The sequence below is a fragment of the Lysobacter firmicutimachus genome (genome assembly GCF_037027445.1).
Classification (GTDB): domain Bacteria; phylum Pseudomonadota; class Gammaproteobacteria; order Xanthomonadales; family Xanthomonadaceae; genus Lysobacter; species Lysobacter firmicutimachus.
The window spans coordinates 3,831,087-3,852,596 of sequence record NZ_JBANDL010000002.1; the positions used below are offsets into that span (position 1 = coordinate 3,831,087).

Here is a 21,510-nt window from a genome sequence, read left to right on the forward strand (position 1 = left end):
TCCACCGCTGTCGGCCGCAAGCGCTCGGGCCGGCGGTCTGGCGCGGACCGCTCCGGCCGGTGCAGACTCGATCGATGCCGCATCGGCAAGTGCCGCCCCGGATCGTGTCGACGCAGATCGCACAGGCGCAGAACGCCCCGGATCGAGCCGGGCCCGTCCGGATCGGCCCCGATCGAATCGGCCCGCTTCGAAACCACCCGGCTTCGACCACGACTTCGTCGCCGCCGCGCTCGACGAAGCGCTCGCCGCTCGAGCCCGCGTCTACGCCGTCTGCGGCCTGCAAGGCAGCGGCAAGTCGACCCTGGCGGCGCAGATCGCCGCACTCGCGCAGCAGCGCGGGCTGCGCTGCGCCGTGCTGTCGATCGACGATTTCTATTTAGGCCGGCGCGAACGCTTGCGCCTGGGGCGCCAGGTCCACCCGTTGCTGGCCACGCGCGGCCCGCCGGGCACCCACGACGTCGCCCTGGCCTGTTCGGTGCTGGACAGGCTGCGCGACGGCGCGCCGGTGCGCTGGCCGCGCTTCGACAAACTGCGCGACACGCGCCTGCCGCCGTCGCGCTGGGCGCAGCAGGCCACAGCGGCCGACCTGGTCCTGTTCGAAGGCTGGTTTCTCAAGACCCCGCCCCAGGACGCCGCGGCGCTCGCGCAGCCGGTCAATGCGCTGGAACGCGACGAGGACCCGCACGGGGTCTGGCGCGACTACTGCAATCGCGCCCTCGCCGGGGACTATCCCTCGCTGTGGGCGCGCCTGGACCGGATGCTGTTCCTGCAACCGCCGGGTTTCGAGGTGGTCGCGCAGTGGCGCTGGCAGCAGGAACAGGCGATGCAGCGCCGGCGCCCGCAACGGCGGGCGATGAGCCAGGCCCAGGTCGAACGTTTCGTGAGCCTGTTCGAGCGGGTCAGCCGGCAAGCGCTGGCGCGCCTGCCCGATCTGGCCGAGCGCTGCGTGCGCCTGGACGCGGCGCGGCGGCCTTTGGCCGGGCCCGCGCCGTCGTCCGGGCCCGGATTCACACCACGACGAAGGTCACCTTCAGATTGACCCGCCACTCGGTGACGTTGCCGGAGGCATCGGTCACCACCTTGATGTCGTTGATCCAGGCGCCCTGGATGTTCTTCACCGACTCGGCACACTTAGCCAGGCCGGTCTTGACCGCATCTTCGATGCCGTTCTTGGAAGAGCTGTTGAGTTCGATGACTTTGGCGACCGCCATGACCGTGTCTCCTGAAGGGTGGGCCGGCACCGTGCGGCGCCGGATTTCCGAGCCTAGGCCCGCGGTCGTGAAAAGCGCGCAAGCGCCCCGCCCCGGCTGTCCTACAATCACGTCATGAACCCCGCTAGCAATCTGATCCTGGTCGGCCCGATGGGCGCAGGCAAAACCTGCATCGGCCGGCGCCTGGCCGAACGTTTCGGCCTGCGCCTGGTCGATGCCGATCGCGAGATCGAGCTGCGCGCCGGCACCAGCGTGGCGACCCTTTTCGAATTGGAAGGCGAAGCCGGCTTCCGCGCCCGCGAGAGCGCCGTGCTGGCCGAACTGCTGCGGGACGACGGTTTGTTGCTGGCCACCGGCGGCGGCGCGGTGCTGGCCGAGGACAACCGCCGTCTGCTGCGCGAACGCGGCTTCGTGGTCCAACTGCTGGTCACGGTGGAACAACAGCTCGAACGCCTGGCGCAAGACCGCAGCCGGCCGTTGCTGGCGCGCGGCGATCGCGAGCAGGTGCTGCGCGAGTTGGCGCAACGGCGTGCGCCGCTGTACGCCGAAGTCGCCGACCTGCGCTACGACACCGGTTCGCTGGGTTCGGCCGAAGCCGCGGCCGGGCTGGCCGCGGCGCTGGACCGGCATTGGCGGCGCCCTGCCGGCGCGCCCTCTTCCTCCCCCGTTTCCGGAGCCGATGCATGAACGCCATCCGCAAGGTCGAAGTCGGCGGCGACGCCGCCTATGCCATCGAGATCGGCCCCGGCCTGCTCGACGACGGCGCGCGCCTGAGCCGCGCGCTGCGCGGCCGCCATGCCCTGATCGTCAGCGACGGCAACGTCGCTCCGCTGTATCTGCAACGGGTCGAAGCCAGCCTGCACGCGGCCCGCCCCGACCTGTCGGTGGGCCGGTTCGTGATCCCGCCCGGCGAACACGAAAAGACCCTGGCGCGCTTCGGCCAGTGCCTGGACGCGCTGGCCGCGCTCGGCGCCACCCGCGACGCCTGCGTGATCGCGCTGGGCGGCGGCGTGGTCGGCGACCTCGCCGGTTTCGCCTCGGCCTGCTGGATGCGCGGAATCGACTGCGTGCAGGTGCCGACCACCTTGCTGGCGATGGTCGATTCCTCGGTCGGCGGCAAGACCGCGGTCGACCTGCCCAGCGGCAAGAACCTGGTCGGCGCCTTCCATCCGCCGCGCGCGGTGATCGCCGACACCGCCGCGCTGCGCAGCCTGCCCGACCGCGAGCTGCGCGCCGGCCTGGCCGAGGTGGTCAAGTACGGCGCGATCTTCGATGCGACCTTCCTCGACTGGCTGGAAGCGCACGCCGAGGCGCTGCTCGCCCGCAACGACGACGCCCTGGCCGAGGCGATCGCGCGCAGCTGCCGCTACAAGGCCGAAGTGGTGGCGCGCGACCCGTTCGAGCGCGGCGACCGCGCCATGCTCAATTTCGGCCACACCTTCGGCCATGCGATCGAGACCGAACAGGGCTATGCCGGCACCACCGGGGACGGCCTCAACCACGGCGAGGCGGTCGCGGTCGGCATGGTGCTGGCGGCGCGCCTGTCGAGCGCGCTCGGCCGCGCGCCGGCTGCGGACGCCGAACGTCTGCAGCGCCTGCTCGAACGCTTCGGCCTGCCGACCGCGATCCCGCCCGGGCTGGACCCGCAGGCGCTGTTGGCCCGCATGCGCCTGGACAAGAAGGCCGATGCGGCGGGCCTGCGCTTCATCCTGTGGGACAAGGCCGGCGCGGCGCGGATCGTGTCCGGCATCGGCGACGACGCGGTGCTGGCGACGCTGGTCGCCTGAGCGCTGCGACGGCGGACCGCCCAGGATCGGTCACGGCCGATCGGCGATTGCCGCGGCGGGTGCGGCCCTGCGGCTGCCGCACCCGCCGCTTCCCCTCGCGCCGGCTCAGGGCCAGCCGGTGGCGTGGCGCAAGTAGTCGATGTGGCCCTCCAGCAGGCCGGTGATGAAGACCGTGGTCAGAATGGCGTGGTCGCCCCAGGCATTCGGGGTCCGCGTCTTGACCGGCTGCTCGGGATAGCGCTGCGCATACTGAAACGGCGGGTTGCCCGGCGCGCCGACGTTGTTGGCCAGGCCCAGCGCCCAATGCTCCCAGGTGCGATAGCCGTCGGAGGCCATGACGATGGAATACCGCGTCGGCGTGGTGCCGTTGTTGGCCGACAGGGCCAAGCCGCTGAGGATCATGCACAGCCTCGCCAACGCACCGGTGATCGCCTGCCTGGCCGCCGCGTTGCCGGGCGCGGCGTCGTTCGCGGCGGTGACGGCGTTGTCGGCCACTACCTGCGCCTGGGCGGTGGCGTCCGGGTTGTCGAAGGTGTTGCGCACCCACTCGACGAAGCCGGGGTTGTACACGAACTCTTCCTCTTCGGCGTCGTAGACCCAGGCCTGGTCGTAGATCGAGGGCGGCGTGTTGTCGGCATGGCCGCCGGGACCGCCGAACAGGGCGAAGCCCCAGCACGGCGCGTCGGGATAGGGATCGGGCCAGGCCGGGTTGAGTTCGGTGCCGGCGCCTAGGTTGGCGCTGGCGAGCCCTTGCAGTTGGCCATCGGTGAGTTGCGGCATGGACCGGCTCCTGGTCGGTGTGGCGATGGCGGCGCGCCCTTCCCCTTGAAGGACATCGCCCCGTCGCCGACAACAACGCTGCGCGGGCGCCGATGTGAACCGGCTTCACGCGCGGCGCGTCCTCGCGTTCTCTGCCTTGTACTCGCGCACAGAACCGGCTCCGCATGGCCCTCAACACGCTCGAACTGCTGCTGTTGCTGCTCGGCCTGTCGCGCCCGTCGCCCTCGACGCCGCGTCCAGGCGCCGCCCCTACCGCCACCACGCTGCCCGCCGCCAAGTCCCAGGAGCCGCCCATGCCCAACCAATTCGAATTCCTCGACAAGCACTACGACCCGACCGACATCCCCGAGGTGGCCGCGCAGACCGCTTACGAACGCTTCGGCAACTATCCCAACGCCCACACCAGCACGGTGATCTTCAACGTCACCTGGTCGGCGCTGACCGACGCGATCAGCCGCGCGGTGCTGACCTACGTCAACGGCGGCGTCGCCAGCGGCTCGGCCGCGGCGACCCTGAGCGCCGACGGCCGGCAGTGGAACATTGTCCTCACCGGCCTGCAGTACGTGAACGCCACCCGCACCGTGGTCCAGGGCCGTTCGGAGTATTCGATCGCCGAGTACAACAACGGCTGCGTGTTCGTGAACGCCGAAGCGATCGGCGGCCAGCTGCTCGGCGAGGTCGTGCACCTGAGCAACGGCTTCGGCACCTGGGTGCAGGACGTGAAACTGAAGAATCCGCCGGCGTTCTGAGCCGGATGCGACGCAGCCCCGCCGGAGCGGGGCTGCGCTGGTCGGGCCGGACTTGCAATTCGAGCGCGCAGTCCAAGCGCGCAGTCCGGGCTCGCAACTCTGCGCGCGGTTCCGGCGCGCGGGACGGCGCTGCGCTCAGGCCGCCTGCCGGCGGGCGCGGGCGCGTTGGTTGGACGCGTGCGGATTGTCGATCGGCAGGCTGCGGCCGTGCCGGACCGCGTCGATCCACTCGTCGGTGCCGGTCACCGCGGCGAAGCGGCTCTGGAACACCACGCTGAACACCCGGTGGATCTCCTCGGCGCTGGCGTGCCCGGCGCTGTTTTCGTACGACAGCGAACCGCTGGCGTCGTGCAGGAACTCGACGTGGTAGCCCAGGTGCGCGGCCTCGAACACGGTCGACGCGTCGCAGTTATGAGTCATGTAGCCGATCACGCTGATCGTGTCGATGCCGCGCGCCTGCAGCCAGGAGTGGAAATCGGTGCCGGCGAACACGCTCGGCAGTTCCTTCTCGATGTAGTGGTCGCGCGGACGGCCGGCGACGACTTCGTTGAGCTCCCACCCTGGGGTGCCCTTGTCGAACACCGGCGTACCGGCGGGCGCGGTGTTCTGCACCACCACCACCGGCACCCCGGCGGCGCGGGCGGCGTCCATGGCGCGGCCGATATTGGGCAGGGTGCGCGCGACCGACGGGTACTCGATGGGCAGGCCGTCGGCGAAGTAATCGTTCTGGACATCGATGACGACCAGGGCGCGCTGGCGGGTTTCGTGGTTCATGTCCGGCTCCTTGAATGAGTGGGTTCGAAGCGGTGGAAGCGAGTGGCGCTCATTCTCGGCTCGCCCGGCCTTCGGCGTGAGTGGCCCGATTGCCAATATTCGATAGAATCGGGCCATGACCGCCGCCCGCGTTTCCGCCCGGCCCGTCCCGGCCCGCCCGTCCCTCGGCGGCACGACGCCGGCCATCTCCGATCCGCTGGCCCGCATCGCCGTGATCGCCTTCGAAGACGTCAGCCCGTTCCACCTGTCGGTGCCCTGCCTGGTGTTCGAACCGCGCGACCGGCCCGGACTGCCGGATTTCGAGCTGCGCGTGTGCGCGGCCGAGCCCGGTCCGCTGCGCAGCCGGGCCGGTTTCGACATCGGTACCCGCCATGGCCTCAAGAGCCTGGACTGGGCCGATACGGTGATCGTCCCGTCCTGGCGCGACGCCGACGAAGCCCCGCCGCCGGCGCTGCTGAAGGCGTTGCGGCGCGCGCACGGGCGCGGCGCGCGGATCGTCGGCCTGTGCCTGGGCGCCTACGTGGTCGCCGCGGCCGGCCTGCTCGACGGCCGCCGCGCCACCACCCACTGGCACTGGAGCGAGCACTTCGCCGCCCGCTTCCCGCGCGTAGCCCTGCAACCCGACGTGCTCTACGTCGACGACGGCCGCATCACCACTTCGGCCGGCACCGCCGCGGCGCTGGACTGCTGCCTGCACCTGCTGCGCCGCGTCCACGGCGCCGAAGCCGCCAACCGGGTCGCCCGCCGGCTGGTGCTGGCGCCGCACCGCCAGGGCGGCCAGGCCCAATACATCGAGCATCCCCTGCCGGCCTCGCCGCAGGACGATCGGCTGGCCGGCGTGCTGGACTGGGCCCTGGCCCACCTGGACCGGCCGCTGAGCCTGGACGCGCTGGCCGAGCGCGCACTGATGAGCCGGCGCACCTTCACCCGCCGTTTCCGCGACAGCACCGGCACCACCGTCGGCCAGTGGCTGGCCGGGCAGCGCCTGGCCCGCGCCCAGCGCCTGCTTGAGACCACCGAACTGGGCCTGGACGCGATCGCCGCGCAAACCGGCTTCGGCAGTGCGGTCTCGCTGCGCCAGCATTTCGCCGGCCAGCTGGGCACCTCGCCGTCGGCGTACCGGCGGGGCTTCCGGGGCTAGGCCGGCATCGGCCGCCGACCGCAACGGGGCGCGGGAAGCGCGGGCTGGCGACCACCGGGGGCGACCCTCCCCAGTCGTGACCTCGGCCAAGGCGCGGCCGGAACCGGGACTCGTTCCCGCTTCCCCCGCATCCGCTCCTCGCCCCGCACCGCGCGGCCGCTACAATCGCCCGGTGCGCCTACTCCTCCAACAACGCCCGGACGGCCGCGAAGCCCCCCGCTTCGTGCAACTGATGCTCGAGCCGGATCTGCTCGGCGGCTGGACCCTGGTCCGCGAGACCGGCCAGATCGGCGGCCGCAGCACGGTCCGGCGCGAGCAATTCCTCGATCGCGACGCCGCCTTCGCCGCGCTGGAGCAAGCGCGCGACCAGCAGCTCAAGCGCGGCTTCCAGCTGATGTTCACCCAGGGCGCCGAAGCGCCGCGATGATGCGCCGGCCGGCCTCGCCCGGCGCTGCGCGCGCGACGCCGCGCGACGCCGCGACAAACCGACGCAGCGCGGCCGCGCGCCGGCGCCGCACACTTCGCCTCTTTCCTTAAACCGCACCTCCTCGCCACGACGCCCCCATGTCCCAGCCCAGCCCGCTCGCTTCCCCTTCGTCCCTGCCCGGCCTCGCCAACGACCGCTTCCTGCGCGCGCTGCGCCGCCAACCCGTGGACCGCACCCCGGTGTGGCTGATGCGCCAGGCCGGCCGCTACCTGCCCGAGTACCGCGCCACGCGCGCCCAGGCCGGCAGCTTCCTCAACCTGGCCAAGAACCCGGAACTGGCCTGCGAAGTCACCCTGCAGCCGCTGCGCCGCTTCCCGCTCGACGCGGCGATCCTGTTCTCCGACATTCTCACCGTGCCCGACGCGATGGGCCTGGGCCTGTATTTCGCCGACGGCGAGGGCCCGAAGTTCGAACGCCCGATCCGCAGCGCCGCCGACATCGAGCGCCTGGCCGTGCCGGACATGGAAACCGAGCTGCGCTACGTGATGGACGCGGTGCGCACCATCCGCCGCGAATTGAACGGCTCGGTGCCGCTGATCGGTTTCTCCGGCAGCCCCTGGACCATCGCCTGCTACATGGTCGAAGGCGGCGGCAGCGACAACTATTCGCGGATCAAGTCACTGGCGCTCAACGAACCGGCGGCGATGCACCGGCTGCTGAGCGTGGTCACCGACGCGGTGATCGAATACCTCAAGGCCCAGCGCGCCGCCGGCGCGCAGGCGCTGCAGGTGTTCGACACCTGGGGCGGCGTGCTGTCGCCGCGCATGTATCGCGAATTCTCGCTGCGCTACATGCAGCGCATCGCGGCCGAGCTGGAGCGCGGCGACGGCGACCAGCGCACGCCGCTGATCCTGTTCGGCAAGGGCAACGATCCCTATCTGGAAGACTTGGCCGGCAGCGGCGCCGAGGCGGTCGGAGTCGACTGGACGGTCGGCCTGGACGAGGCCGCGCGCCGCATCGGCGGCCGGGTCGCGGTGCAGGGCAATCTCGATCCGGTCACCCTGTACGCTTCGCCGGACGCGATCCGCGCCGAAGTCGGCCTGGCCCTGGACGCCTACCGCGACGGCAACGGCGGCTCGCGCGAAGGCCACGTGTTCAACCTCGGCCACGGCCTGTCGCCGGACATGTCGCCCGATCACGTCGCCGCGCTGGTCGCGGCGGTGCACGAGCTCAGCGCGCGCTGAGCCGGCGGCCGCGCAGCGCGCGGCCTGGTTCGAACGACGCTGCCGCCGCCGCTCAGGCGCGCGGCGGCGCGCACAGCTCGGCGATCGCCTCGGCCAGCATCGCCCCGGTCACCGGCTTGCGCAGGAAGCGGTCGAACCCGGCCGCGATCGCCTGCGGCTCGGCCTCCGCGTCGGCGCGCGCGGTCACCGCCACCAACGGTTGCACGAAGCCCTGCGCGCGCAACTGCCGGGCCAGATCCAGGCCGTTGATGCCGGGCAGGTCCAGATCGAGCAAGGCCATGTCGAAGCGCGCGATCGTCGCTTCGGCCAACGCCGCCAGACCGTTGGGCACATGGGTCACGCGATGCCCCTGCGCGCGCAGCAGCCCGGCGATGACTTCGGCGACGGTGGCGTCGTCCTCGACCAGCAGCAAGGCGCGCGGCCCGGCCGCCGCGTCGGCGGCCGCGACCGGCGTGCGCGGCCGCGCCGCCGGCGTTTCGGCGGCGGGCAGCGGCAGGTCGAACACGAAGCGCGCGCCGCGGCCGGGTTCGCTGTCGACGCGGATATGGCCGTCCATCGCCGCCGCCAGTTCCTGGCTGATCGCCAGGCCCAGGCCGCTGCCGCCGTAGCGTGCGCTGGTACGCGCCCCCTCGGCCTGTTCGAAGCGGCGGAACAGACGCGCCTTCTGTTCTTCGTTGAGGCCGGGACCGGTATCGACGACTTCGAAGCGCACGCCCTGCGGCCGCAGCGGTTCGACCCGCAGGCCGACCCGGCCGACCTCGGTGAACTTGATCGCGTTGCCGAGCAGGTTGAGCAGGATCTGGCACACGCGGCTGGAATCGCCGCGCAGACCGGCCGGCACCGCCGGGTCGACCTCGACCAGAAACTCCAGCCCGCGCTGCCGCGCCAGCGGCGCCATCAGATCGCCGGCTTCGGCGACCAGGGCGCGCAGGTCGAAAGCCTCGTCGGCCAACTCGAGCCTGCCCGATTCGATCCGGGCCAGGTCCAGGGCGTCGTTGACCAAGCGCAACAGGTGTTCGCCCGCGCGCCGGATGGACTGGGTGTACTCGCGCTGTTTCTGATCCAGCGGGGTGTCCAGCAGCAACTCGCTCATGCCCAGTACGCCGGTCATCGGCGTGCGGACCTCGTGGCCGAGCGTGGCCAGGAAGCGGGTCTTGGCCAGCGAAGCCTGCTTGGCCACTTCGCGTTCGTGTTCGGCGCGCTGCCAGGCCAGGCGCCGCTGCAAACGGCGCCGGTGCGCGGCGAGCACCCAACCCAACAGCAACAGCGCCAGGGCGACGAAACCGAGCAAGGCCCAGCCGCTCCACCACCACGGCGCATCGACATGCAGTTCCACCGTCTGCACCGGCGACCACACGTTGTCGGCGGTCTTGGCCTTGACCTGCAGCCGGTAATCGCCCGGCGGCAATTGCGAAAAGATCCGCTCGCCGCTGCTGCCGCCGTCGACCCAACCCGGGTCGTACCCGTCCAGGCGGAAACGGTAACGATTGCTCGGCGCGTTGTTGAACGAAAGCAGGCGGGCGACGATGCGCAGATCGCGGTCGCCGTCGGCCAGGCGAATGGCGGGCATCGGTTGCGCGCCGCCGGCGGCGACCTGGCCGGCGGCATCGGTGGCGAAGGTCAGCCGTTCGTTGCCGCGCCGCACTTCGACGGTTTCCACGATCAGCGGCGGCGCCTGCTCCACCGGACGCACCACCGCCGGATCGAACAGCACCAGTCCTTCCGGACTGCCGACCAGGATGCGGCCGTCGGCCGGACGCGGCACCGGGCGGCCGGAGAACTCCTGGCTGGGCAGGCCGTCCTTGACCCCGTAGACGCGCGCCGAACGCGTCTGCGGGTCGACCCGCACCAGGCCGCGCGTGCTGGTCATCCACACCCGGCCGGCGCTGTCCACGGTCAGGCCCTGGGCCTCGCTCATCGGCAGGCCGGCGCGCGCGCCGAGTTCGAACTCGGGCTGCAGGCGCAGCCCGTCCCAGCGGTACGCAGCGAGATTGCCGAAGCCGCCCAGCCACACCCGGCCGTCGTTGCCGAACGCGAAAGAGTTCACCGCCTGCGCCGGCGCGCCGGGCACCGGCGCGAATCGCTGCGCCGCCGGCTGCCAGCGCCACAGGCTGCGCGCGCCGGCCAGCCACAGCGAACCGTCCGGGCCCTTGCCGGCGTATTCCAGCGACATGTCCTTGGGCAGGCCGCGCTCGCCGAACCCGAACGCCTCCAACACCCGCCCCTGCGGATCGCGCCGCTGCAGGTCGCCGTCGCTGCCGACCACCCAGATCGCGCCGTCGCTTTCGATCACCTCGGCGGTGCCGGAAACCGCCGCATCGCGGCCGTCGTCCATGCCCCAGTGGCGGCGCGCGCCGCTGGCCGGATCGATCCGGGTCAGGCCGCCGTAGTTGCTGACCCAGACCATGCCGCGGCTGTCTTCCAGCACCCGGTCCAGGCCGATGCCGTCGCTGAAATCGCGGGCGACGTGGGTCACCCGACCGGTTTCCGGATCCAGCCGGTCGAGCACGCCGCCGGTGCCGACCAGCCACATGTCGCCGCCGCGCGCCGGCGCGATGCCGAGCACGCCGGCATTGGACAGGCTGCTGTCGTCGCCGAGCCGGCGCATCAGCACCGAGAACTGGCGCCAGTTCGGCGGCAGGTACCACAACCCGTGACCGGTGCTGGCGAACCACAACCCGCCTTCGCGGTCTTCGTAGGCGTGCGACCAGCTCGGCCGCACCAGGCCCTGGCTGGTGCTGCTGAACAAGGGCACGACTTCGATCCCATCGGCGCCGCCGATGCCCAGTCCCTGCGGCAGGTCGAACCAATACTGGCCGGAGCGGTCGCGGCGCAGCACGTCGACGACTTTCAAATTCGGCGCGACCGCCGCCCACGGGTGCGCCTCGTAGCGGCCGTCGGGCCGGCGCACGCCGACCCCATGCGGATTGCCGAACCAGGCCGTGCCGTCGGCCTCGAAGGTGACCGCGTTGACGATGGTCGAACTCAGCGCCTTGTCCGGCACGCGCTCGAAATCGTGCCCGGTCCAGCGCGCCGCGCCGGCCAGGGTGCTGATCCACAAGGTGCCGTCCGGCGACACCGACAGATTGGCGATGCCTTCGCTGGGCAGGCTGCGCGGGTCGCCCTCGCGCGGCAGGAAGCGGTCGACCTTGCCGTCCGGGCCGAGCCGGTGCAGGCCGCCGTGGGCGGTGCCGAACCACAACGCGCCGTCGGGCGTGGAGGCGATCGACCAGACATTGTCGTCGCCCATCTGCGGGGTGTTGCCGCGGTTGTAGTAGCGGAACGTCTTGCGGTCGGCGTCGAGCATCGCCAGGCCGGCCTGGCTGGTGCCCATCCAGACCCGGTTGCGGGCATCGACGTGCACCGTCCACAGATAGTTGTCGCGCAAGCCCTGCTCGCGCCGCCAGACCCGATAGCCGAGGCCGTCGTAGCGCGCCAGGCCCTCGCTGGTGGCGATCCACAGATAACCGTGGCGGTCTTCGACCACCCGGTTGACGGTGTTGGAAGGCAGGCCGTCGGCGACGGTGAGTTGCCGCGGCCGCGGCGTCTCGGGCAGGCCGGCCACGGCGACCGTCGCGGCGGCCAGGCACATCGCTGCGGCGCTCAGCGCGAACAGCCGTCGAATTGTGCGCCGCATTGCCGCTCCCGCGCCGCGAAACGCGCGGCGACGGGGAATCGTCGCAATGTGTGTCGGGTAGCGCAAGCTCGGCCATGACCGCCGCCGCGGCCGGTCCGAGCGCGGCCGGCCATTCGGCCGCGCGAGCGCAGGCCGCTCAGGCCGCGGCGCTCACTCCACGCCTGCGCGAGCCAACACCGCCTCGATCGCCTCGGCCAGCATCGCCCCGGTCACCGGCTTGCGCAGGAAGCGGTCGAAGCCCGCCGCGCTGGCCTGCGGTTCGGCGTCGGCGTCGGCGCGCGCGGTCACCGCGATCATCGGCCGGGTGCAGCCCTGCGCGCGCAGCTGCCGGGCCAGGTCGAGGCCGTTGATGCCGGGCAGGTCGAGGTCGAGCAGCAGCAGGTCGAACTGGGCGGTGGCCACCTCGGCCAGCGCGGCCAGGCCGTTGGCGACGTGGGTGACGCGATGGCCCTGCGCGCGCAGCAATCCGGCGATGACTTCGGCCACGGTCGGGTCGTCTTCGACCAGCAGCACCGCGCGCGGGCCGCTGCGCGCCGGCGCTCGCGCGGGCTCGGCGCCACCGCGCCCGCCCGGCGGCGGTTCCGCGGCCGGCAAAGGCAGTTCGAACACGAAGCGCGCGCCCTGCCCCGGTTCGCTGTGCACCGCGATGTGCCCGTCCATCGCCACCGCCAGTTCCTGGCAGATCGCCAGGCCCAGGCCGCTGCCGCCGTAGCGCGCTGCGGTGCGCGCGCCTTCGGCCTGTTCGAAACGGCGGAACAGGCGCGCCTTCTGCTCTTCGTTGAGGCCGGGGCCGGTGTCGGACACTTCGAAGCGCACGCCTTGCGGCGCCAGCGCATCGACCCGCAATTCGACCCGGCCGGCTTCGGTGAACTTGATCGCGTTGCCGAGCAGGTTGAGCAGGATCTGGCACACGCGGCTCTGGTCGCCGCGCAGGCCGGCCGGCGCCGAGGCCGCGACGTCGACCCGGAACTCCAGGCCGCGCTGGCGCGCCAGCGGCTGCATCAGCCCGCTGACCTGGTCGACCAGGGCGCGCAGATCGAAGGGTTCGTCGGCCAGTTCCAACCGCCCGGATTCGATCCGGGCCAGGTCCAGCGCGTCGTTGACCAGCCGCAGCAGATGCTGGCCGGCACGGCGGATCGATTCCGTGTAGCCGCGCTGCCTGTCGTCGAGCGGCGTATCGAGCAGCAGTTCGCTCATCCCCAGCACGCCGGTCATCGGCGTGCGCACCTCGTGGCCGAGCGTGGCCAGGAACCGGGTCTTGGCCTCGGAGGCCTGCTCGGCCAACTCGCGCTTGTGCACCGCCAGTTGCCAGGCGTTGCGCCGGCCGAGCCGGCGCCGATAGGCGACCGCGCCGATCGCCAGCGCCGCGACCGCGGCCAGGGCGAAGCCGAGTTGGGCCCACACCGTCCGCCACCACGGCGGCTTGACGTGCAGGGTGAAAGCGGCCGCATCCGACCAGATGCCGTCGGCGCCGGCGGCCTTGACCCGCAGCCGGTACTCGCCGGGTTCCAGGCGCGAGAACACGCGCTCGCCGTTGGCGCGCTGTTCGATCCAGTCCGGGTCGTAGCCTTCCAGCTTGAAGCGGTAGACATGGGCGCGCGGGTCGAGGAACGACAGCAGGCGCGCGACCACGCGGAAGTCGCGGTCGCCGGACTCCAACTGCACCGGGCCGTAGCCGGTTTCCAGGATCTGTTCGTCCTCGCCGCGGCGCACGCTGAGGCTTTCCAGCGACAGCCGCGGCGGGCGGGTACTGGGAAACGGCATGTCCAGATCGAACAAGACCGGCCCGTCCACCGACAGGGCCGCCGCGATGCCGTGGCCGCTGCGCTGTGGCGCGGTACGCGCCAGTTCGACGTTGGGAATGCCGTCGCCGAAACCGAACAGGCGCAGGCGCGCGTCCTGCGGGGAAATCATCAGCAGGCCGCGCGTGGTCGCGGCCCAGACCGTGCCGCGCTCGCTGACGATCAGGCCGGCGACGTTGGTGTCGGGGAAGCCGGCGGTGTTGTCGATGCGCTGCTGCAAGGTCAGCCGCTCGCCGTTCCAGCGGTAGGACTCGATCACGCCGTTGCGCGCCAGCCACAGGCGCTGGCGGCCGGCGAAGGCCATCGCCTGCACGTCGCCGAACCCGCCGCCGGGCACCGGCACGAAGCGCGCGCCGTCCCAGCGCTGCAGGCCGTCGTTGCCGGCGAACCAGGGCTGGCCGTCGGGCCCGGCGACGAAGGTCGCGGCGCTGGTCAGGAAACCGGCGTTGGCCAGCACCCGCTCGATCTCGCCGCTGGGCAAACGTTCGCCGTCGGCGCTGTAGCGACGCATGCTGTCGTCGGAAAACCACATCCACAGGCTGCCGTCGGGCAACTCGTGCAGGAACCACACTGTCGCGCCGAGGTCGCTCTTGCCCTGCGGCCAGGGCTGGGCACGGCCGCTGGCCGGGTCGAACAGGCTCAGGCCGCTGGAATGGCCGATCCACAGTCGCCCGTCCGGACGCAGGTACAAGGTGTGCAACCACTTCAGGCCGAGCTTGCGGTTGTCGGCGACCGGCTCCAATGCGCGCGCATCGCGGCGCAGCCGGTACAGGTCGGTGGCCGACAGCACCCAGAAGCCGCCGTCGCCGTCCGGGGCGAGGTCGCGCACGTCGAGGCGGTCGAGCGGGCTGCTGCCGACCGCGGCGATGGAAGCGAAACGGTTCCAGTCCGGCGGCAAGTACACCAGTCCCTGCGAATAGGTCACGAACCACAGCCCGCCTTCGCCGTCGCGCAGCATCTGCATCACGCCGCTGCGATGGTCCCAGACGCCATCGCCCGCCTCGTCCTGCAACAGCCGCACTTCGCCGTTGCGGTCGATCCGGTACAGGCCGGCGGTGGTGCCGATCCAACGTCCGCCGGAGCGGTCGCCGACCACGATGGCGTTGGCCGCCTCCTCGCCCAGGGCCCACGGTGCAGGGCTCAGGCGGTCGTCGGCGCCGAGCCGGAACAGGCCGCGCTGGGTGCCGATCCAGATCGTGCCGTCGCCGTCGCGCGACAGTTCGCCGATGCGTTCGCCGGCGGTGGCGTCCTCGCCGACCGGTCGAAACCGTTCGCCCTCGAACCGCGCCAGACCGTGCAGGGTGCCGACCAGCAAGCGCCCGCGTTCGTCGACCAGCAAGGCGGTGACCGGCCCAGCGGGCAAGCGCTCGCCGGCGCCGACGCCGGGTTGGTAGCGGGTCACCTTGCCGTCGGCGGCGAGCCGGCACATTTCGCCGGCGTAGGTCGCGGCCCAGATCGCGCCGTCCGGGGTGCCGGTCAGGTACGACACGTCGTCGCTGCAACGCGCGTTGTCGCCTTCGAAGGCGATGCGCACGAATTCCTTGCGGTCGCGGCCGAGCCAGCTCAGGCCGTCGCGGCTGGCGACCCAGACCCGGTCGCGGGCATCGACATAGACATCCTCGATCATGTTGTCGGGCAGCGAGCCCGACAGGCCGATGGTGTGGCGCCAGCGGGCGAACTCGACGCCGTCGTAGCGCGCCAGGCCGTCCTCGGTGGCGATCCACAAATAGCCCTGGTGATCCAGGTCCATGCTGACCACCGACTTGGGCAGGCCCTGCTCTTGGCCGAAGCGGCGGAAGCGCGGGGTTTCCGGCAGGCGCGCCTCGACCTGCACCGTCCACAGCGCCAGCAGCAGACACAACAGGCCTCGCAACACGGACATCCCTCCTTGTCGCCGCGGACGTGACGCAACCACGCCCCGGCGGCGCGCCGTCGGCCCAGGGTACGCCGCGAGGCGGCGCCGGTCGCGCCCCTGCGCGCCCTCGCCGATCATGCCTCACCCGCCACGGCGGCGAGCGCCTCGGCCAACAGGGCACCGGTTACCGGCTTACGCAGGAAGCGGTCGAACCCGGCCGCAAGCGCCTGCGGCTCGGCCTCGGCGTCGGCGCGCGCGGTCACTGCGATCAAGGGTGCGGCGAAACCCTGCAGGCGCAATTGCCGGGCCAGCTCGAGGCCGTTGATGCCGGGCAAGTCCAGATCCAGCAACGCCAGGTCGAAGCGCGCGGTCGCAGCCTCGGCCAGCGCCGCCAGACCGTTGGCGACGTGGGCCACGCGATGGCCCTGGGCGCGCAGCAATCCGGCCACGACTTCGGCCACGGTCGGGTCGTCTTCGGCCAACAGCACCGATCGCGCCGGCGGCGGCGCGGCCCGCGGGTCGGCCGCCGGCACATCCGCCGCAGGCGGCTCGGCGACCGGCAGCGGCAGTTCGAACACGAAGCGAGCGCCCTGGCCGGGCTCGCTGTACACCGTGATCTGGCCCTCCATCGCCGCCGCCAGTTCCTGGCAGATCGCCAGGCCCAGGCCGCTGCCGCCGTAGCGCGCCGCGGTGCGCACGCCCTCGGCCTGCTCGAAGCGGCGGAACAGCCGCGCCTTCTGCTCGGCATTGAGCCCCGGCCCGGTATCGGCGACTTCGAAGCGCACCCCGTGCGGCCGCAGCGCTTCCACGCTCAACCGCACATGCCCGACTTCGGTGAATTTGATCGCATTGCCGAGCAGATTGAGCAGGACCTGACACACGCGGCTGGCGTCGCCGCGCAGGCCGCACGGCGCGTCGGCGGCGATCGCGATCTCGAAGCCAAGGCCACGCTGCCGCGCCAAAGGCCGCATCAAGCCCGCGGCTTGCTCGACCAGGGCGCGCAGGTCGAAAGGCTCGTCGGCCAGTTCCAGCCGGCCCGATTCGATCCGCGCCAGGTCCAAGGCGTCGTTGACCAGGCGCAGCAGATGCTCGCCGGCGCGCCGGATCGATTCCGTGTAGCTGCGCTGTCTGTCGTCGAGCGGCGTGTCGAGCAGCAGCTCGCTCATGCCCAGCACGCCGGTCATCGGCGTGCGCACTTCGTGGCCGAGCGTGGCCAGGAACCGGGTCTTGGCCAGCGAGGCCTGCTTGGCCACCTCGCGTTCGTGTTCGGCGCGTTGCCACGACAAGCGGCGCTGCAGGCGGCGCTGATAGGCGCCCGCCGCCCACCACCCCAGCAGCATCAGCACGCAGGCCAGCGCCGCCAGCGCCGGCGGCGTGCGCCACCACGGCGGCAGCACCTTGAATGCCAGGCTGCGCTCGGCCGAAGCGTTGCCGTTGGCGTCGATGGCGCGCGCATGCAGCACATAGCTGCCCGGCCCCAGACCGGCGAACACGCGCTCGCCGCTGTCGCCGAGCGCGACCCAGTCGTTGTCGTAGCCGTCCAGGCGGGTGTAGTAGCGGTTCGCCTGCGGGTCGTCGAACGACAGCAGACGCAGTTGCACGCGCAGCTCGCGATCGTCCGGCGACAACGTGGGCACCGCGCGGTACTGCGCCGGGCGCGCGGGGCCGGCCTCGTCCGGCCCGCCTTGCAGCGGCATCGGCATCCAGCGGCCGTGCCGGCGCACCGCGAACTGGTGCCACTGCAGGTTGGAACGACGCGGCGGCGGATCGGGCAAGGCGGTGTCGACCAGCACCACGCTGCCGTCCGACAGCGACGCGGCGAGCACGCCCTCGTCGCTAAGCGCGGCGGTGCGGCGGACGAATTCCTGGTTGCTCATGCCGTCCTGCACGCCGAACCGGCGCAGGTGGCGGCGTTGCGGGTCCCAGCGGAACAGGCCGCGCGCGGTGGTCAGCCACAGCCGGCCGCCGCGGTCGCGGAACAGGCCGGTGCTTTCGGCCGCGGAGATGCCGACCTCGACCCCGGCGCGTTCCTGCAGCCGCCAGCGCGCGCCGTCGCGGCGATAGCGCTCCAGGCCGTTCAAGCGGTGCAGCCACAGGCTGTCGGCGGATTCGAACACGAAGCCGAACACGCGATCGGCCGGGATGCCTTGCACCGGGTTCATGCGGTTGCGCGCCGCGTCGTAGCGCAGCAGTCCTTGGCCTGTCGCGGCCCACAGCACGCCGTCCGGGGCGAAGCGCAGGCCGTCGATGTCGCCGCTGCCGATGCCCTGGCCGGGACCGACCGCGATCGACGCCAGTACCTTGCCGCTGTCCGGATCGCGGCGCTGCAGGCCGGCCGCGAGGTACGAGATCCACAAGCTGCCGTCGGGCGCGATCAGCATCCGGTCCGGTTTGCCGTCGAGCACCGCCTCGGGCATGTCGACGGTCCACTCGCGCGCCGTGCCGTCGGGCTGGATACGCACCACGCTGTTGCGGCTGGTGGCCACCCACAATCGGCCGCGCCGGTCCTCGACCGCGGCATAGACCACGCCTTTGCCCAGCGCCGGATGCGGGCCGTCGACGAATGCTTCGATGCGGCCGTCGCGAGACAGGCGCTCGATCTCGCCGCGCGAACCGACCAACCACCAGCCGCCCTGCGCCGACGGCGCCAAAGCCGAATACAGTTCGGCCGACAGATCGTCGCGTTCGCGCGAGTACTGGGCGATGCGGCGCCAGTCCGCGCGCAGATAGCCGATGCCGGTGCCCGCCAGCGGAAACCAGAACGCCCCGTCGCCCTGGCCGACGATCTGCTGCACCGGCCGCGGCGGCCGCTTCGGCCCCAGCGCCACCGGCACCGGCACCGCGCCGGGCGCAGCGCGCCAGATGCTGCGCTGGGTGCCGAGCCAGTAGTGGCCGTCGCGATCCGGCGCCAGGCTCAGCACCGCGTTGAGTTGACCGAACATCGGCGCGAACTCGGGCACGGTCCAGCGCCCGTCGGCCTCGCGCCGGTACAGGCCGGTGCGGGTGCCGACCCACAAGCGCTCGCCGTCGGCGACGATCGAATACACCCACGGCACCGGGTCCTCGCCGGGCAGGACTACGGTCTCGAAATCGCGCCCGGTCCAGCGCGCCAGCCCCTTGAAGGTGCCGATCCACAGCTCGCCGCGCGCATCGCGGGTCAGCGCCAGCACGGTGTCCGACGGCAGGCTGCGCGCGTCGCCGGGGCGCGGCATGAAACGCTCGATACGTTCGCCGCGCATGCGGTGCAGCCCGCCGCCGTAGGTGCCGAACCAGACCTCGCCGTCGCGGCTGGCGACGGCGAAGGTGTCGTCGCTGCCGATCTGCGGATGCTGTTTGCGGCGGTAATGGACGAAACCGTCGCGCTGCGGGCCCATCATGCTCAGGCCGCGGCCTTCGGCGGCGACCCAGATCCGGTCGCGGTCGTCGACGACCACGATCGCCAGGTCGTTGCCGGGCAAGGAGCGCTCGTCGCCGGGAATGTGCCGCCAGACCTGCATGCCGATGCCGTCGTAGCGCGCCAGTCCGTCGGTGGTCGCCAGCCACAGGTAGCCGGCGCGGTCGAAGGCCATGCCGTTGACCTTGCTCGACGGCAGCCCGTCGGTGACCCCGATCAGGCGCGCACGCGGCGCCTCGGGCACCGCCGCGGCGGCACCGCGCGGCGCCGCGGCCGTGGACAGGACCAGGGCCGCGCACAGGCATAGCAAGGATCGCAGCATTCGGTTCCCTCCCCCCGGTGGAACGCGGCGTCCCAACCTCGGTCCATCGGTGTGTCCTCGCCCATTAGGCTCGGCGATAGCGGCGGCAGCGGCAAGGGGGCCGCGGCCGGGATGGTGCCAATAGGGGCGCCGAAACGGATCGTTGCGCGCGTTTAGCGTCGGCTTCGCAACACTGTGCCTAGAATTCCCCGAACCTTGCCGGAGCTGTCATGTCTCTCATTCGCCATTGCGTCGCCGTCGCGCTGATCCTGCCGTCGCTGGCGGCGGTCGCGCCCGCGCGGGCGGCCGGCCCGGAGAGTTACGGTCTGGACCCGGTCCACACCCGGGTGATGTTCGCCCTGTCCCATGCCGGCTTTTCGCAGGCCATCGGCACCGTGTCCGGCAGCCGCGGCCGGCTCTGGTTCGACCGCGACGACTGGCGCAGCGCCCGGCTCGAGGTCGAGGTGCCGCTGACCCGGCTCGATCTCGGCGATGCGAAATGGAACCGGGCGGCGTTGGCCGCCAACCTCCTCGACGGCAAGCGCCATCCGCTGGCCCGTTTCGTTTCCGAGCGGGTCGAACCCGATCCGGCCGACCCCGACCGGGCCCAGGTCTGCGGCCGCCTCAGCTTGCGCGGCGCCACCCGGCCGCTGTGCCTGGACGTGCGCCTCAATGCGCTCAAGCGCCACCCCTTGCCGCCGTTCCGCCGCACCGCCGGGTTCTCGGCGACGGCACGGCTGAGCCGCGCCGACTACGGCATCGACGCCTGGAAGTCGGCGATCGGCGACGAGGTCGAGCTGCGCATCGAGGCCGAAGCGGTGCGCGGCGCCTATCTCGAACCCTCCGCGGCCGACGCGGTCGAACGTCCGCCCGAGGAGCCGCCGTCCGACCCGCCGGCCGACCCCGTTCCCTCCCCCGACCCCAGCGCCGCCACGGCCGAACCGGAGCCACGCCGATGACCCTCAAGAACACCGCCGACCGCTGGGGCGCGATCAGCCAGCTGCTGCATTGGGCGGCCGTGCTGTTGATCGCGGCGATCGCGATCATCGGCCTGACCATGGTCGACATGAACAACGGCCCGTCCAAGATCAAGATCTACGCCTTGCACAAATCGCTCGGCCTGACCTTGCTGAGCCTGGTCGCGCTGCGCCTGCTGTGGCGCTTCTACGCCGGCGCCCCGCGCCCGGTCGCGGGCACGCCGCACTGGCAGGAACGCATCGCCTCGCTGACCCATTGGGCGCTGTATGCGCTGATGTTCGCTCTGCCGGTCTCGGGTTGGGTGTTCAACTCGTCCTCGGGTTATCCGCTGCAGTACTTCGGCCTGTTCAACCTGCCCAAGATCGCCCAGCGCAGCGAAGAGCTGGCCCAGCTCAGCCGCGCCCTGCACGAGTACGGCTTCTGGCTGCTGCTGGCGCTGGTGCTGGCGCACGCCGGCGCGGCCTTCTACCACCACCTGTTCCAGAACGACGACACCTTGCGGCGCATGCTGCCCGGCCGCCGCCGCACTGCCGACGCCCCTTCCCCCGCTTCCCTTCCGGAGACCCCCGATGCGAATTGAGTCCCTCGCCCTCGCCGGCCTGCTGTTCGCCGCCGCCACGCCCGCGCTCGCCGCCGATTACGTCTCGCAGCCGGGCTCGACCCTGGTGTTCGCGACCAAGTACCAGGGCGAAACTTTCGCCGGCACCTTCCCGGGCTTCACTGCGCGGCTGAGCTTCGACCCGGCCCAGCTGGCCGCATCCAAGCTCGACGTGCTGATTCCGCTGGCCGGCGCCAACTCCAAGAACGCCGAGCGCGACGACACCCTCAAGGGCGCGGACTTCTTCAACATCGCCAAGTTCCCGCAGGCGCGCTTCACCGCGACCAAGTTCCGCAGCCTGGGCGGCAACAACTACGCCGCCGACGGCAGCCTGAGCCTGCGCGGCGCGACCAAGCCGGTGACCCTGACCTTCACCTGGGCCCCAGGCGCCAAGCCGGTGCTGACCGGCAAGGCCACGGTCAAGCGCCTGGACTTCAACGTCGGCGGCGGCGACTGGGCCGATACCTCGATCATCCCCAACGAAGTCGCGGTCAGCACCAAGGTGACGTTCGCGGCGGCGAAGTAAGCCCAGCTGGCACGCCGCCGGCACCGGCTGCCGTTGCCGTTGCCGTTGCCGTTGCCGTTGCCGTAATGAGCTTGGCGCAGCAGCGAACTCGCGAGAACGCCCTGAAGCCCCGGAGGGCGGCCCGCAGGGATGCGGGCCGTGCGCAGCCAGGCCAGGGATGGCCTGTGCGGGGCAGCCCTGCGCAGGCTACGTCCCATAGTGGCTCTTGATTCGAAACCGCCATGGCGTTTTCTTTGGTTACTTTTGAGCGAAGGAAATCCCGTAGGACTTTGTCGCCTTGGACAAAGAAAGTGACCCGGCCGCTTG

Annotated in this window: 15 protein-coding genes and 1 pseudogene; 10 read left to right on the forward strand and 6 right to left on the reverse strand. The window is 71.7% G+C overall.

The window, feature by feature from the left end; translation table 11 throughout:
* Nucleotides 1-199 precede the first annotated feature (199 nt).
* Nucleotides 200-1,039 (forward strand): annotated as a pseudogene (locus V2J18_RS16615) (kinase); the annotation flags it as partial.
* Here V2J18_RS16615 and V2J18_RS16620 read toward each other — a convergent pair.
* Nucleotides 1,008-1,211, reverse strand: a complete 204-nt coding sequence (locus V2J18_RS16620) for a dodecin family protein (protein ID WP_064749339.1) — start codon at nt 1,209-1,211, stop codon at nt 1,008-1,010. The pseudogene V2J18_RS16615 and the gene V2J18_RS16620 overlap by 32 nt on opposite strands.
* Nucleotides 1,212-1,325: 114 nt before the next feature.
* Here V2J18_RS16620 and V2J18_RS16625 point away from each other — a divergent pair, with 114 nt between their 5' ends.
* Together V2J18_RS16625 and aroB are read left to right on the forward strand one after the other, a co-directional pair.
* A complete protein-coding gene (locus tag V2J18_RS16625) occupies nt 1,326-1,898 on the forward strand; it encodes a shikimate kinase (RefSeq protein WP_064749340.1) in 573 nt (190 codons plus the stop codon).
* Nucleotides 1,895-2,998 carry a 3-dehydroquinate synthase gene (gene aroB / locus V2J18_RS16630; RefSeq protein ID WP_064749341.1) on the forward strand — a complete coding sequence of 368 codons (1,104 nt, stop codon included), beginning with the start codon at nt 1,895-1,897 and terminating at the stop codon, nt 2,996-2,998. The genes V2J18_RS16625 and aroB overlap by 4 nt, the downstream gene beginning before the upstream one ends.
* Before the next feature lie 105 nt (nt 2,999-3,103).
* Here the strand turns inward: aroB and V2J18_RS16635 are convergent, their stop codons facing one another.
* The gene (locus tag V2J18_RS16635) at nt 3,104-3,778 is read right to left on the reverse strand and encodes a hypothetical protein (protein ID WP_336132377.1); all 675 of its coding nucleotides are present in this window, start codon (nt 3,776-3,778) and stop codon (nt 3,104-3,106) included.
* 164 nt (nt 3,779-3,942) lie between these two features.
* Here V2J18_RS16635 and V2J18_RS16640 point away from each other — a divergent pair, with 164 nt between their 5' ends.
* A complete protein-coding gene (locus tag V2J18_RS16640) occupies nt 3,943-4,527 on the forward strand; it encodes a hypothetical protein (RefSeq protein WP_064749343.1) in 585 nt (194 codons plus the stop codon).
* Nucleotides 4,528-4,662: 135 nt separating this feature from the next.
* On the opposite strand, the gene V2J18_RS16645 is transcribed toward V2J18_RS16640, so the two are convergent.
* Entirely contained in the window at nt 4,663-5,301 is a 639-nt protein-coding gene (locus V2J18_RS16645; protein WP_064749344.1) for a cysteine hydrolase family protein, read from the reverse strand.
* Between the two features lie 115 nt (nt 5,302-5,416).
* Here V2J18_RS16645 and V2J18_RS16650 point away from each other — a divergent pair, with 115 nt between their 5' ends.
* The 3 genes from V2J18_RS16650 (at nt 5,417) to hemE (ending at nt 8,113) form a co-directional block, all read left to right on the forward strand.
* Nucleotides 5,417-6,442 carry a GlxA family transcriptional regulator gene (locus V2J18_RS16650; RefSeq protein ID WP_336132378.1) on the forward strand — a complete coding sequence of 342 codons (1,026 nt, stop codon included), beginning with the start codon at nt 5,417-5,419 and terminating at the stop codon, nt 6,440-6,442.
* A gap of 172 nt (nt 6,443-6,614) precedes the next feature.
* A complete protein-coding gene (locus V2J18_RS16655; RefSeq protein ID WP_064749861.1) occupies nt 6,615-6,869 on the forward strand; it encodes a WGR domain-containing protein in 255 nt (84 codons plus the stop codon).
* 137 nt (nt 6,870-7,006) lie between these two features.
* A complete protein-coding gene (hemE, locus tag V2J18_RS16660; protein ID WP_064749860.1) occupies nt 7,007-8,113 on the forward strand; it encodes a uroporphyrinogen decarboxylase in 1,107 nt (368 codons plus the stop codon).
* A 52-nt stretch (nt 8,114-8,165) separates the two neighbouring features.
* Here hemE and V2J18_RS16665 read toward each other — a convergent pair whose 3' ends face one another.
* The 3 genes from V2J18_RS16665 to V2J18_RS16675 form a co-directional block, all read right to left on the reverse strand.
* Nucleotides 8,166-11,750 carry a sensor histidine kinase gene (locus V2J18_RS16665; protein WP_336132379.1) on the reverse strand — a complete coding sequence of 1,195 codons (3,585 nt, stop codon included), beginning with the start codon at nt 11,748-11,750 and terminating at the stop codon, nt 8,166-8,168.
* A gap of 150 nt (nt 11,751-11,900) precedes the next feature.
* Complete coding sequence (locus V2J18_RS16670) at nt 11,901-15,434, reverse strand: sensor histidine kinase (RefSeq protein WP_336132380.1); 3,534 nt, start codon at nt 15,432-15,434, stop codon at nt 11,901-11,903.
* Between the two features lie 107 nt (nt 15,435-15,541).
* Nucleotides 15,542-19,123, reverse strand: a complete 3,582-nt coding sequence (locus V2J18_RS16675) for a hybrid sensor histidine kinase/response regulator (RefSeq protein ID WP_336132381.1) — start codon at nt 19,121-19,123, stop codon at nt 15,542-15,544.
* 209 nt (nt 19,124-19,332) lie between these two features.
* On the opposite strand from V2J18_RS16675, the gene V2J18_RS16680 reads away from it, so the two are divergent.
* Genes V2J18_RS16680 through V2J18_RS16690 form a run of 3 tightly spaced genes read left to right on the forward strand, consistent with a single transcriptional unit; the run spans nt 19,333 to nt 21,204 of the window.
* The gene (locus V2J18_RS16680) at nt 19,333-20,061 is read left to right on the forward strand and encodes a YceI family protein (RefSeq protein WP_336132382.1); all 729 of its coding nucleotides are present in this window, start codon (nt 19,333-19,335) and stop codon (nt 20,059-20,061) included.
* A complete protein-coding gene (locus V2J18_RS16685; RefSeq protein ID WP_336132383.1) occupies nt 20,058-20,660 on the forward strand; it encodes a cytochrome b in 603 nt (200 codons plus the stop codon). Before V2J18_RS16680 ends, V2J18_RS16685 begins: the two co-directional genes overlap by 4 nt.
* Nucleotides 20,650-21,204 carry a YceI family protein gene (locus tag V2J18_RS16690; protein ID WP_336132384.1) on the forward strand — a complete coding sequence of 185 codons (555 nt, stop codon included), beginning with the start codon at nt 20,650-20,652 and terminating at the stop codon, nt 21,202-21,204. The genes V2J18_RS16685 and V2J18_RS16690 overlap by 11 nt, the downstream gene beginning before the upstream one ends.
* Nucleotides 21,205-21,510 lie beyond the last annotated feature (306 nt).